12 protein-coding genes are annotated in these 12,666 nt (G+C 71.8%); 10 read left to right on the forward strand and 2 right to left on the reverse strand.

Annotation, left to right across the window (positions count from 1 at the left end; translation table 11 throughout):
- Nucleotides 1-60: 60 nt before the first annotated feature.
- The 4 genes from lpdA to lipB all read left to right on the forward strand — a co-directional run bounded on the left by lpdA (nt 61) and on the right by lipB (nt 4,694).
- Nucleotides 61-1,452 (forward strand): dihydrolipoyl dehydrogenase, encoded by a 1,392-nt coding sequence (gene lpdA / locus ABZ801_RS07310; RefSeq protein ID WP_344958568.1) that lies wholly within the window; start codon nt 61-63, stop codon nt 1,450-1,452.
- 41 nt (nt 1,453-1,493) lie between these two features.
- Nucleotides 1,494-2,987: a 2-oxoglutarate dehydrogenase, E2 component, dihydrolipoamide succinyltransferase gene (sucB, locus tag ABZ801_RS07315; RefSeq protein ID WP_360694003.1), complete on the forward strand. Its 1,494-nt coding sequence runs from the start codon at nt 1,494-1,496 to the stop codon at nt 2,985-2,987.
- Between the two features lie 206 nt (nt 2,988-3,193).
- Complete coding sequence (locus tag ABZ801_RS07320) at nt 3,194-3,931, forward strand: peptidase E (protein ID WP_360694006.1); 738 nt, start codon at nt 3,194-3,196, stop codon at nt 3,929-3,931.
- Between the two features lie 25 nt (nt 3,932-3,956).
- Nucleotides 3,957-4,694 (forward strand): lipoyl(octanoyl) transferase LipB, encoded by a 738-nt coding sequence (gene lipB, locus ABZ801_RS07325; RefSeq protein ID WP_360694009.1) that lies wholly within the window; start codon nt 3,957-3,959, stop codon nt 4,692-4,694.
- 42 nt (nt 4,695-4,736) lie between these two features.
- Here lipB and ABZ801_RS07330 read toward each other — a convergent pair whose 3' ends face one another.
- Complete coding sequence (locus ABZ801_RS07330) at nt 4,737-5,228, reverse strand: DUF1877 family protein (protein ID WP_360694012.1); 492 nt, start codon at nt 5,226-5,228, stop codon at nt 4,737-4,739.
- A gap of 197 nt (nt 5,229-5,425) precedes the next feature.
- On the opposite strand from ABZ801_RS07330, the gene lipA reads away from it, so the two are divergent.
- Nucleotides 5,426-6,355, forward strand: coding sequence for a lipoyl synthase (gene lipA / locus ABZ801_RS07335; RefSeq protein WP_344956969.1), 930 nt, complete (start codon nt 5,426-5,428; stop codon nt 6,353-6,355).
- Between the two features lie 110 nt (nt 6,356-6,465).
- Entirely contained in the window at nt 6,466-7,161 is a 696-nt protein-coding gene (locus ABZ801_RS07340; protein ID WP_360694016.1) for a DUF4191 domain-containing protein, read from the forward strand.
- Between the two features lie 87 nt (nt 7,162-7,248).
- Here the strand turns inward: ABZ801_RS07340 and ABZ801_RS07345 are convergent, their stop codons facing one another.
- Entirely contained in the window at nt 7,249-7,734 is a 486-nt protein-coding gene (locus tag ABZ801_RS07345; RefSeq protein WP_344956965.1) for an RDD family protein, read from the reverse strand.
- 232 nt (nt 7,735-7,966) lie between these two features.
- Between ABZ801_RS07345 and glnA the strand changes: the two genes are divergently transcribed.
- The 4 genes from glnA (at nt 7,967) to ABZ801_RS07365 (ending at nt 12,654) form a co-directional block, all read left to right on the forward strand.
- A complete protein-coding gene (gene glnA, locus ABZ801_RS07350; protein ID WP_344956963.1) occupies nt 7,967-9,391 on the forward strand; it encodes a type I glutamate--ammonia ligase in 1,425 nt (474 codons plus the stop codon).
- A 459-nt stretch (nt 9,392-9,850) separates the two neighbouring features.
- Nucleotides 9,851-10,954, forward strand: coding sequence for a hypothetical protein (locus tag ABZ801_RS07355; RefSeq protein WP_360694020.1), 1,104 nt, complete (start codon nt 9,851-9,853; stop codon nt 10,952-10,954).
- Between the two features lie 95 nt (nt 10,955-11,049).
- A complete protein-coding gene (locus ABZ801_RS07360) occupies nt 11,050-11,475 on the forward strand; it encodes an OsmC family protein (protein ID WP_360694023.1) in 426 nt (141 codons plus the stop codon).
- A gap of 192 nt (nt 11,476-11,667) precedes the next feature.
- Entirely contained in the window at nt 11,668-12,654 is a 987-nt protein-coding gene (locus ABZ801_RS07365; protein WP_360694026.1) for a phosphatase PAP2 family protein, read from the forward strand.
- The last annotated feature ends 12 nt before the right edge of the window (nt 12,655-12,666 follow it).

Raw genomic sequence — 12,666 nt, forward strand, 5'->3', positions numbered from 1 at the left:
GCGTGCGCTGAGCCCGGCCGCCGCACAGCAACAGCGCGCAGACCGGAAAGGGAGCGTCCAGTGGCCGACAACGGCCCCTTCGACATCGTGGTCCTCGGCGGCGGCAGCGGCGGTTACGCGTGCGCCCTGCGCGCCGCCGAACTCGGCATGAGCGTGGCGATGGTCGAACGCGACAAGCTCGGCGGCACGTGCCTCAACCGTGGGTGCATCCCCACCAAGGCGCTGCTGCACGCCGCCGAGGTCGCCGACCAGACCCGCGAGGCGGCCAAGTTCGGTGTCAAGGCCGCCTACGAGGGCATCGACATCGCGGGCGTGCACGCCTACAAGGACAAGATCGTGTCCGGCACCGTCAAGGGGCTGACCGGGCTGATCAGGTCCAAGGGCATCACCATGGTCGAGGGCGACGGCAGGCTGACCGGCCCGACCTCCGTGGCGGTCACCGGCGCGGACGGCGCCGTCACCACCCTGGAGGGGCGGCACGTCGTGCTGGCCACCGGCTCGGCCCCCAAGTCGCTGCCCGGCCTGGACATCGACGGCGAGCGGATCATCTCCAGCGACCACGCGCTGACCCTCGACCGGGTGCCCGCCTCGGTGGTCATCCTGGGCGGCGGCGTGATCGGCGTGGAGTTCGCCAGCGTGTGGCGCTCGTTCGGCGCCGAGGTCACCATCGTCGAGGCGCTGCCGCACCTGCTGCCGCTGGAGGAGGAGTCCTCGTCCAAGCGGCTGGAGCGGGCGTTCCGCAAGCGCGGCATCGGCTACGAGCTGGGCGTCCGCTTCGAGAAGGCGGAGACCACCGGGGAGGGCGTGCGCGTCACGCTCGAGGGCGGCAAGGTCCTGGAGGCCGAGCTGCTGCTCGTCGCCGTCGGCCGCGGCCCGGTGTCGGACGGCATCGGGCTCGACGAGGTCGGCGTGGCCACCGAGCGCGGCTTCGTCAAGGTGGACGAGTACTGCCGCACCAGCGTCCCCACGATCTCGGCGGTCGGCGACCTGGTGGCGACCCCGCAGCTCGCCCACGTCGGCTTCGCCGAGGGCATCCTGGTGGCCGAGCGGCTCGGCGGGCTGAACCCGCAGCCGATCGACTACGACGGGGTGCCGCGCATCACCTACTCCGATCCCGAGGTCGCCTCGGTCGGGCTGACCACCCGGGCGGCGCGGGAACGGGGGCACGAGGTCAGGGAGTTCACCTACGACCTGGCCGGCAACCCCAGGAGCAAGATCCTGGGCACCCAGGGGGAGGTGAAGGTGATCGCGGCCGTGGACGGTCCCGTGCTCGGGATCCACATGGTCGGCGCCCGCGTCGGAGAACTGATCACCGAAGGTCAGCTCATCTACAACTGGGAGGCCCTGCCGAGCGAGGTCGCCCAGCTCATCCACCCCCACCCGACCCAGTCCGAAGCGGTCGGCGAGGCACACCTCGCCCTCGCCGGCAAGCCATTGCACGTGCACGGCTGAACGCCCGCACGCGAGAGATTCCGAAGGAGTCGCTGAGAGTCATGCCGGTCTCCGTCACCATGCCCCAGCTCGGCGAGAGCGTCACCGAGGGCACCGTCACCCGCTGGCTGAAGAAGGAGGGTGAGCACGTCGAGACGGACGAGCCGCTTCTCGAAGTGTCGACCGACAAGGTCGACACCGAGATCCCTTCTCCCGCGTCGGGTGTGCTGACCAAGATCACCGTTGCCGAGGACGAGACCGTCGAGGTCGGCGCCGAGCTCGCCGTCATCGGCGACCAGGCCGAGGCCGCCGCCGCTCCGCCGGCGCCGGAGCAGCCCGCCGCGCAGGAGGCGCCCGCGCCGCCGCAGGAGGCCCCGCAGCAGCAGGCCCCGCAGCAGCCCGCGCCGCCCGCCGCGCCGCAGCAGCAGGCGCCGCCGCCGAGCGCGTGGCCGCCGCCGGCCGCCCCGGCGCAGCCCGCGCCCCCCGCCCAGCCCGCGCAGCCGCCGACGCCGCCGCAGCCGGCGCCCGCCGCGCACCAGCCCGCGCCCGGCCCGGCCCCGGCCGAGCCGTCGGCGGACGCCCCGTACGTGACGCCGCTGGTGCGCAAGCTGGCCGCCGAGCACAACGTCGACCTGTCCACGGTCAAGGGCACCGGCGTGGGCGGCCGCATCCGCAAGCAGGACGTGCTGGAGGCGGCGCGCGCCGCCCAGGAGGCCGCCCGGCAGCAGGCCGCCGCGCAGGCCGCCCCCGCCGCGGCTCCGGCCGCCGCCCCGGCGGCGCCCGCGCAGGCCCCCGCCGCGCCCTTCGCGGCGCCGCCGGAGGCCGCCGCGCTGCGCGGCAAGACCGAGAAGATGAGCCGCACCCGGCAGACCATCGCCCGCCGCATGGTGGAGTCGCTGCAGGTCTCCGCGCAGCTCACCACCGTGGTCGAGGTCGACGTCACCAAGATCGCCAGGCTGCGGGACCGGGCCAAGGCCGACTTCCAGGCCCGCGAGGGCGTCAAGCTGTCGTTCCTGCCGTTCTTCGCGCTGGCTGCGGTCGAGGCGCTGAAGGCCCACCCCAAGCTCAACGCCGTCATCAACAGCGAGACCAACGAGGTCACCTACCACGACGTGGAGAACCTCGGCATCGCCGTGGACGTGCCCGAGCGCGGCCTGATGGTCCCGGTCATCCACAACGCCGGGCAGCTCAACCTGGCGGGCCTGGCCCAGCGCATCGCGGACCTGGCCGACCGGACCCGCACCAACAAGCTCAGCCCGGACGAGGTGGCGGGCGGCACGTTCACGCTGACCAACACCGGCAGCCGCGGCGCGCTGTTCGACACCCCGATCCTCAACCAGCCGCAGGTCGGCATGCTGGGCACCGGCGCGGTCGTCAAGCGCCCGGCCGTCATCGACGACCCGAACCTGGGCGAGGTCATCGCGGTGCGGTCCATGGTCTACCTGGCCCTCACCTACGACCACCGCCTGATCGACGGCGCCGACGCCGCCCGCTTCCTCGGCACCATCAAGCACCGCCTGGAGGAGGGCAACTTCGAGGCCGACCTCGGCCTCTGAGGCAGCTGAGGGCGCGTCCCGCACGTGGCCGAGGAACCCCGCCGCTCCCCCGGGAGCGGCGGGGTTCCGCGCGTCCGGGCGCGTTCCGTGCGGAGTCATCACCAAGAAACGCCAAAGTCGGTCACGTTTGCGCCAGGCGCCCGTAGCGTGACGGGTGAACGCGAGTACGCCCGCACGACCCCGAGCACGGCGACGGAGGCGAGACAGTGAGCACCGACGGCCAGCCCCACATCGTCGCGATCGGCGGCGGAAGCTTCGTGCCCGACGCCCGGTACGGGTACGAACCGAGCCCGCTGCTTCGCTACGCCCTCGACCTGACCGGGCAGGACCGTCCCCGGATCTGCTTCCTGACCACGGCGCTGGGCGACGGCGCCGAACACGTCGCCCGCGGCTACGCCGCCTTCTCCCAGCTGGACGCCGAGGTCAGCCACCTGGTGCTGTTCCCCATGCCGAACATGGCCGACATGCGCTCGCACCTGCTGTCGCAGGACCTGGTGTACGTGTTCGGCGGCAGCACCGCCAACCTGCTGGCGCTGTGGCGGCTGCACGGGCTCGACGACATGATGCGGGAGGCGTGGACGGAGGGCGTGGTGCTGTGCGGGCAGAGCGCCGGCGCGCTGTGCTGGCACGCAGGCGGCACCACCGACTCGTTCGGGCCGAACCTGCGGCCGCTGGCCGACGGGCTGGGGCTGCTGCCGTACTCGTGCGGCGTCCACTACGACAGCGACCCGCAGCGCCGTCCCCTGCTGCAGCAGCTCGTCGCCGAGGGGACGCTGGCCGAGGCGTACGCCGCCGACGAGAAGGTGGCCCTGCACTACGTGGGCACCGAGCTGGTCCAGGCGGTGTCCTACGGCAAGGGCGCGGGCGCCTACCACGTCACGCCGGACGGCTCCGGCTCGGCCGACGAGCGCCGCATCGAGCCCAGGCTGCTCGCCTCGTCATGACGACCCCGGGCATAAGCTGGGCGACGTGACCGATCTACAGGTAGACGTACGCGAGCCGGAGACCGCGAGCACTCCGGCCGCCACGCGTGAACTGGTCGTCGTGCACGCCGGGTTCGGGGACGCGGCCGTCCCCTACGAGGCGGGCTGGGATCTGCAGCGCCGCACCCACGCGCTGCGGGCCGACGACCGCATCCCCGACACCGTCCTGCTGCTGGAGCACCAGCCGGTCTACACGGCGGGCAAGCGGACCGAGCCGCTGGACCGTCCGTTCGGCGACCCCGGCGCCCCGGTCGTCGACGTCGACCGCGGCGGGAAGATCACCTGGCACGGTCCCGGGCAGCTCACCGGCTACCCCATCGTCCGGCTGCCGGACCCGGTGGACGTGGTCGGCTACGTGCGGCTGCTGGAGAAGATGATGATGGCGGTCTGCGCCGAACTCGGCCTGGAGACCGTCACGGTGGAGGGCCGCAGCGGGCTGTGGGTGCCCGGCAGCCCCGACCGCAAGATCGGCTCCATCGGGATCCGGGTGGCGCGCGGGGTCACCATGCACGGCTTCATGCTCAACTGCGACTGTGACATGTCGTGGTTCGACCGCATCGTCCCGTGCGGGATCCGCGACGTCGGCTCCACCTCGCTGACGAGCGAGCTCGGCCGCCCCGTCACCGTCGCCGAGATCACGCCCCTGGTGGAGCGCCACCTGGCCGACGTGCTGGGCGCCACCGGCACCCTGCACCGCACCACCGCCCAGCTGCTCGGCGCCTGACGCGCCCCCGTACCGGCCTGCCGGGCCGGGCGGCCCAGACGGTCAGCCGTCCTGGGTCATCACCTTGTAGACGGCCTGGCGGTCGGCGGCGGCGGCGGTGAAGAACGCGGTGATCCGCGCGTAGGCGGGCGCGAGCACCCGGTCGCGGTCCATGCCGGCGGCGTCCTGCACCTCGGCGGCGGCCATCGCGGCCGGGTCGAACCGGCCCGCGATCGTCTCGAACGGGGTGCCGGTCAGGTGCTCGGCGGCGGCCGCGACCCGCTCGGGCGCCAGGTAGATGACGTCCATGCCCAGCTCGGCCGCGCCGTCCTCGGTGAGCAGGCGGCCGCCGCACACCACGTCGGCGGCCGGGGCGCGGCCCTCCCAGGCGTCCCCGGTGAGCAGGTAGTGCAGCGCCTGCCAGGCGGCGCCGAGGTCGACGACCTGCTCGGCGGGGTGGCGGCGCCGCCAGTCGGCGATGCCGAACACCAGCCGGGCGATCCGCGAGGGATCGGGCTCGCCCTCCAGCGTCGGCGGCACCCTCAGGTACGTCATGGCCAGTCCCACGGTGGTTCCTCCGTACGGGGTCGAGACGGCGACAGGGAGTCACCTTAGAGAGAACCGCCGATACGGAGGGTGGAAACGCGGGAATCGGCCTGCCTGATTCGTCCCCTGCCCGCCTCCTCTGATGGGGCGCAGGTCACCACGTGGGGGTTGTACTGGGTGTCCGGCTTGCGACGTACCCTGTGGGGGTGACGACGGTGACACCCGAGGGGCGCAAGCTCCTGCGCATTGAAGCCCGCAACAGCCAGACGCCGATCGAGCGCAAGCCCGAGTGGATCAAGACGCGGCTGAAGACCGGGCCGCAGTACCGCGAGCTGATCGGCCTGGTGAAGTCCGAGGGCCTGCACACGGTGTGCCAGGAGGCCGGCTGTCCCAACATCTACGAGTGCTGGGAGGACCGGGAGGCCACCTTCCTCATCGGCGGCGACCAGTGCACCCGGCGCTGCGACTTCTGCCAGATCGACACGGGCAAGCCCGCCGAGTTCGACCGCGACGAGCCGCGCCGGGTGGCCGAGTCGGTCGCGCGGATGGGGCTGCGGTACGCCACCGTCACCGGCGTGGCCCGCGACGACCTGGAGGACGGCGGCGCCTGGCTGTACGCCGAGACCGTCCGCGCCATCCACGGCGCGGTGCCCGGCTGCGGCGTCGAGCTGCTCATCCCCGACTTCAACGGCCGTCCCGACCAGCTCGGCGAGGTGTTCGGCGCGCGTCCGGAGGTGCTGGCGCACAACGTGGAGACCGTGCCGCGCATCTTCAAGCGCATCCGTCCCGCGTTCCGGTACGAGCGGTCGCTGGACGTGCTCACCCAGGCCCGCGCGGCCGGGCTGGTCACCAAGTCCAACCTGATCCTGGGCATGGGCGAGACCCGCGAGGAGGTCTCCCAGGCGCTGCGCGACCTGCACGAGGCGGGCTGCGAACTGGTCACCATCACCCAGTACCTGCGGCCCAGCCCCCGGCACCACCCGGTGGAGCGGTGGGTCAAGCCCGAGGAGTTCGTCGAGCTGCGCGAGGAGGCCGAGGAGATCGGCTTCGCCGGGGTGATGTCCGGGCCGCTGGTGCGTTCCAGCTACCGCGCCGGACGCCTCTACCGGCAGGCGATCGAGGCCCGCGAGTCCTGACCCTGCCCGTCCCCGCCACGGGGACGGCGGGCCGCCCGCACCCGGCCGGCGGATATGCGCCGGTCGGGGAGATGTCGGGCGAGTGGTACGACGGCACTATCCTTGAGGCCATGTCGAACAAGCCGACGGACGGGGCCCAGGAGCGTCCGGGCCGTTTCCAGCAGATCCGACTGGTCGCCCGGGTGCTCAAGCAGGCGAACCCCAAGGCCCTGCCGATCGTGTTCGCGTCCGCGCTCGGCACCCTGGTCGTCGTCATCCTCATCGGGGTGGTCGTCGGCAGCCTGTGGTTCTTCATCCCGCTGGCGGTGCTGGCCGCGGCCGCCGTCGGCATGATCGTGTTCGGTCAGCTGGCGCAGCGCGCGCAGTACAAGGTGATCGCCGGGCAGCCGGGCGCGGCCGCGGCGATCCTGAAGAACATGCGCGGCAACTGGACGGTCACCGAGGCCGTCGCCGGCAACCGCAACCTCGACATGGTGCACCGCGTGGTGGGACGCCCCGGGGTGATCCTGGTGTCCGAGGGCCCGCCCAACCGCGTCGGCCCGCTGCTGGGGGCGGAGAAGAAGCGCATCGCGCGCGCCGCCCAGCAGGTGCCGATCTACGACGTGCAGGTCGGCGACGCCGACGGCCAGATCCCCGTGGACAAGCTGCAGCGGCACCTGATGAAGCTGCCGCGCAACCTCACCAAGGGGCAGGTCGGCGAGGTGAACGACCGGCTGCAGGCGCTCCCCCGCTCCATGCAGATGCCCAAGGGCCCGATGCCGAAGGGCGTCCGGATGCCCAAGGGACCCAAGCCCAAGATGCGCTGACCGCCCCCGTACGACGTGGAAGAAGCGCCCCCATTCCGGGGGCGCTCTTCGTGTCGTCTCTGGCCGGGCGCGGGCCCTGCACGTGTCCTACATGTTGACGACGATGGTGTTGGCGGCGCGGTCGTGCAGGCCGCGGTAGTCGCGGTCCCAGATCAGCGCGGGCACGACCACCAGCAGCAGGACGGTGCGGGCCAGCGCCCACACGGGCCCGACCGGACGGCCGTCCAGCCGTATCACCCGGATGCCGCAGATCCGCTTGCCGATCGTTGTGCCGATCAGCCCGACCAGCACCCACGCCTGCACGCCGAACACCAGCAGCGTCATCAGGCTGCGCTGCGGCGGCGACAGTTCCAGCACGCGCGCCAGGAAGCTGGCCACCAGCAGGGACAGCCCCCAGTCGATGAACAGGGCCAGCAGCCGGCGGCCGTATCCGGCGACGGCGCCGCCGCCCTGCTCGGGCAGCCCGAGCCGCTCGCCCGGGTAGCCGAGGTCCGCACCGGCCGAGCGGGCCCCGCCCAGCCACGTCTGCGTCCACCGCGCACCCGCGGCGGGCCGCTCCTTACCGCTGCTCATGGCCCTACGCTATCCGCTCCCCGCCGTGCGTCCCCATCGGCTCCCCGCGGCCGGGGCCGCCGCCGGCCGCCCGCGAGGCGCACGGGACCCATGAAACTGTGTGAAACAGCACGGACACCCCCAAAACCGCCACCCAACGTGAGCCGTAACACAGGCGAAACACATGGGACACGGCCGGGAAACCCCCTGGCCATAGCCTCCACAGGAGCCAAAAGCGCCCCAAGGAGGCTGGATGTTCAGCAGCGCCGAAGAGGTCCTGAGCTATATCGAACGCGAAGGCGTGCGTTTCGTCGACTGTCGTTTCGTGGACCTGCCCGGGAAGATGCAGCACTTCACGTTCCCCGTGGAGAGCTTCGGCGAGAGCGTCTTCACCGAGGGGCTGATGTTCGACGGTTCGTCGGTCCGCGGGTTCCAGGAGATCCACGAGTCGGACATGCTCCTGCTGCCGGACCCGAGCACGGCGGTGCTCGACCCGTTCCGCCAGCACAAGACCCTCAACCTCAACTTCTTCGTCCACGACCCGCTGACCGGCGAGCCCTACAGCCGCGACCCGCGCAACGTGGCCAAGAAGGCGCAGGAGTACCTGCGCGGCACCGGCGTGGCCGACACCGCGTTCTTCGGCCCCGAGGCCGAGTTCTACATCTTCGACGACGTCCGCTTCGAGACCAAGGAGAACGCGGGCTACTACTACCTCGACTCGATCGAGGGCGCCTGGAACACCGGGCGTGAGGAGGCCGGCGGCAACCTGGGCGCCAAGCCCCCCTACAAGGGCGGCTACTTCCCCGTCCCGCCGATGGACCACTACACCGACCTGCGCTCGGAGATGGTCTCCCAGCTGCTCGACGTGGGCATCCACGTGGAGATGCAGCACCACGAGGTCGGCACCGCGGGCCAGGCCGAGATCGACTTCCGCTTCGACACGCTGCTGAAGACCGCCGACCAGCTGATGCTCTACAAGTACGTCGTCAAGAACGTGGCGCGCGCCGCGGGCAAGACGGTGACGTTCATGCCCAAGCCGATCTTCGGTGACAACGGGTCGGGCATGCACTGCCACCAGTCGCTGTGGAAGGACGGCTCGCCGCTGTTCTACGACGAGGTCGGCTACGCGGGCCTGTCGGACACCGCCCGCTACTACATCGGCGGCCTGCTCAAGCACGCCCCGGCGCTGCTGGCCTTCACCAACCCGACGGTGAACTCCTACCACCGCCTGGTGCCCGGCTTCGAGGCCCCGGTCAACCTGGTGTACTCGCAGCGCAACCGGTCGGCCTGCATCCGCATCCCGATCACCGGCTCCAACCCCAAGGCCAAGCGGGTCGAGTTCCGCGTGCCGGACCCGTCCTGCAACCCGTACCTGGCCTTCTCGGCGATGCTGATGGCGGGCCTGGACGGCATCAAGAACAAGATCGAGCCCGCCGAGCCGGTGGACAAGGACCTCTACGAGCTGCCGCCCGAGGAGGCCCGCGCCATCCCGCAGGTGCCCGGCTCGCTGGAGAAGGTCCTGGACGCCCTGGAGGCCGACCACGACTTCCTGCTGGAGGGCGGGGTGTTCACCCCCGACCTCATCGAGACCTGGCTGTCCATGAAGCGCGAGTTCGAGATCGACCCGATCCGCCTGCGCCCGCACCCCCACGAGTTCGAGCTCTACTACGACGTGTGACGGCGGTCACATGGTGACCGAGGATCGCAACTACCACGACGTCTGATCGGGCGTCGCGGTACCCGCGGGGCTGCCTGACGGCATCATCCAGGGGACGTCGACAAGCGAGAGGCCGCCCGGCCGCCTGTCCGTTCTGGGCAGGGGCGGGGCGGCCTTTCGCATGCGCTCGCCCGCGGCGGCGGCACTGTGCGCGACCACGGTGCTGACCGCGGCCTCGTCGCTCACCGGGTGACAGCTCCCTGGCCCCTGAGAGCCAGGCGTCTTCGGGCGGCGACGGGGAGTGACCGCCCGGCCTACCCTGAATCCGTCACCGGCCGGACGCACGAGGCCGCGGCGGGACGTACCGGGCACCACGTCCGGCGACGGGCGACCAGCGCGCCCGCCCCGGCCGGTACCGGCGGCCGTTCGAGCCGTCCCGGCGCGCCGGCGGCGTCCGGGCCCGAGCTTGGGAGGCGAGCGATGGCCGCAGTCCCCGCCGTGCAGGTGTACGGCGTGCCCCTGGACGGCTTCGGCGGCGCGGGCGACGACGCCAGGCTCAAGGCCGCCATGGCGTACGCGGCCGCGCAGACCAGGCCGCCGGCGATCGTTCTGGCCAACCGGACGCACACGTTCGACGGCGGCCCCTACCCGTACTACGACGGCTTCCGGCTCGTCGGCTCCCTCGGCACCATCGAGCGCGAGTTCGCCTCCACGGGGCCGCAGTGCGTCGCGACCGTCGGCGGCCGCGCGCTGTTCTCGGTGCCCGCCGGGGGCGTGAAGAACATGTTCGTCACCGGCGTGCAGTTCCGCGCCGCGTCCGGCGGCGTGCACTTCCAGACACCGGTCACCGACTTCGCCGGCGGCCCGGTCGTCCAGGACGCCGACTTCCGCGGCCTGGCCTGGGTGGGGTTCAGGACCGTGATGCACGCCCGGCACGTGCGGTGCGGCATCGAGCGGGCCTACATCAACAACGGCACCGACACCCAGCTCAAGCTCGCCGGGTCCGACAACTACTACTTCGTCGAGGGCAAGTCGTTCATGTCGGCGCACGATTTGACAGCGTCGATGTTCTACATCTGGTTCCCGCACATGTCCCGCACGCAGGTCGGCCCGCTCTACCTCACCCCCGAGGTCGCCACCGGGGTCCGCGTCGACGGGTCGTACGGGAACCTGGTGTTCACCGGCACGCTGTTCGACTGCACGGGCCGCAACGCCTCCACCGCCTGCCAGGGCGCCGCCGTCCTGATCACCGGCGGCAAGGGCATGGTGTTCCGCGACTGCTGGTTCTTCAACAACGCCGTCAATCCCGCCGCGACCGGCCGGAGCCCCGCCGACAGGGGCCAGGTGTTCATCCGCGGGTCGGCGGGCGAGATCCTTTTCGACGGCTGCCAGTTCAACGGCGGCGCCACGCAGACCCTCCACACCCCGTCCGGGACCCCCGCCGTCTACGCCGCCGCCGGTGTGACGAGAATCAAGGTGGCCAATCCGCTCGCCCCCAACAACGGCACCAAGCTGCTGCAACACCAGTCCGCCGGGATCATCGCAAAGTACGGCGCGGACGACTGGACCCTGAAGGTCGCGTAAGTCCGGTGTCGGGGGAACATTCGAGTCGCTGACCATGTTCCGCCGACGGGCGGCCCGGCGGCCGCCCTGGCGACACGACGATCAAAGGGGATCAGATGGCCACGGTGAGGGTCCAGCGCACCGACGACGGTTTCGAGGCGGTCAACGACCGCGGGGCGCGGGTCGCGGTCGACGGTTCCGGGGAGACGCCGGGCGCGTTCACGCCCGTCGAGCTGCTGCTGGCCGCGCTGGGCGGCTGCGAGCTGGTCACCGTGGAGCCGCTTACCGCCAAGCGCGGGCACCGGCTGGCGCGGCTGGCCGCCACCGTCCACGCCGACAAGGTCGCCACCAGCAGGCTGGGCACGATCACCATCAGCTACGAGGTGGAGCTGCCCGAGGGCGACGAGAAGGCCGCCGAGGTGTTCGAGGCCGTGGCCCGCAGGGTGCACAAGAGCTACTGCACGGTCGGCAACGCGCTCAAGGAGCCGATGACCGTGGAGCAGGTGCTGCCCGGGACGTCCGGGGAGAGCGACTCCGCCTAGCATCCCCCGCCCCGGACGCGGGGGACGATCGCGCCCGTTCATCAGGGACACCCCTGAGATTCATCCGGGGAACTCCGCGCACCCTCCCCCCAAAGGTCCGAAGCCCCGTCAGGGACGTACTACTCAAGTCTGAGAAGAAGACCATTCGTCCCGGTGATCTCAAATGATGGACCCGCGGCAAGGATAGGCGGCATGGCCCAAACCGCCCCCACGGCCACCCCCAGCCGGTTCGCACCCCCCGGCCGCGTCACGGCGCGGCCCCGGGCGGGGGCCGTGGGGTCGCTCGCGCCGTCGGTGTGGCGCGAGCTGGCGCTGATCGTGCTGTTCTACACGGCATATACGCTCACGAGGCTGATCCTGGTTCAGGACGGCACGGGGCCGGCGTTCACCCACGCCGACCAGATCCTGGCGTTCGAGCGGTCCCTGGGCATCGACGTCGAGCTGGGCCTCAACCGGATGCTGCTGGAGGTCCCCTGGCTGGCGCGCGCCGCCAACGTCTTCTACGCCACCGCCCACTTCGCGGTGACACTGGGCGTCGTCGTCTGGGTGTACCGGCGGCACTCCGCCCACTACCGGTGGCTGCGCACGGGCATCATGACGGCCACGGGCGCGGCGCTGCTGGGGTTCTGGCTGTACCCGCTGGCCCCGCCGCGGTTCCTGGAGCACGAGGGGTTCGTGGACCCGGTGACGGCCCTGCACTCGATGGGGCTGTACGCCAGCGACGCGTCCGGCACGCTGACCAACCAGTATGCGGCCATGCCGTCGATGCACGCGGGATGGGCGCTGTGGTGCGGGTTCGTGCTGGTACGGCTGGCGGCCCGCCGATGGGTGCGGGCGCTCGGCGTCGTCTATCCGGCCACGACGGTGGCCGTCATCCTGGCCACCGCCAACCACTACGTGCTGGACGCGGTGGCGGGCATCGCGTTGACCGCGGCCGCCCTGTACGCGTCCTGGCTGCTGTACCGCCGCACGCGACCGGAGCGGACGCGGCGGGCGGAGACCGTGGAGACCGCGGTGGCCGAGCGGCGGGCGGAGGCACAACTTCATGCGAAGGCGAGGCGGCGCGGACGGTCCGCGCCCGGACGGCGGACGGCCGGCGACACCTGCGGTACGAACCCGGACACCGGGGATACGGGCGACACGCCCCTCCATTCCGGCAAGTCCGCACGTGCGCGGTGATCGGGCCTCTGG

The sequence above is a fragment of the Actinomadura sp. NPDC047616 genome, assembly GCF_040642915.1.
Lineage (GTDB): Bacteria > Actinomycetota > Actinomycetes > Streptosporangiales > Streptosporangiaceae > Spirillospora > Spirillospora miaoliensis.

Bases quoted from the DNA above. Each gene is read 5' to 3' on its own strand.
- sucB (WP_360694003.1), top strand. From the start codon at position 1,494: ATGCCGGTCTCCGTCACCATGCCCCAGCTCGGCGAGAGCGTCACCGAG.
- ABZ801_RS07330 (WP_360694012.1), bottom strand. From the start codon at position 5,228: ATGACGTACCTGAGGGTGCCGCCGACGCTGGAGGGCGAGCCCGATCCC.
- ABZ801_RS07340 (WP_360694016.1), top strand. From the start codon at position 6,466: ATGTCGAACAAGCCGACGGACGGGGCCCAGGAGCGTCCGGGCCGTTTC.
- ABZ801_RS07345 (WP_344956965.1), bottom strand. From the start codon at position 7,734: ATGAGCAGCGGTAAGGAGCGGCCCGCCGCGGGTGCGCGGTGGACGCAG.
- glnA (WP_344956963.1), top strand. From the start codon at position 7,967: ATGTTCAGCAGCGCCGAAGAGGTCCTGAGCTATATCGAACGCGAAGGC.
- ABZ801_RS07355 (WP_360694020.1), top strand. From the start codon at position 9,851: ATGGCCGCAGTCCCCGCCGTGCAGGTGTACGGCGTGCCCCTGGACGGC.
- ABZ801_RS07360 (WP_360694023.1), top strand. From the start codon at position 11,050: ATGGCCACGGTGAGGGTCCAGCGCACCGACGACGGTTTCGAGGCGGTC.
- ABZ801_RS07365 (WP_360694026.1), top strand. From the start codon at position 11,668: ATGGCCCAAACCGCCCCCACGGCCACCCCCAGCCGGTTCGCACCCCCC.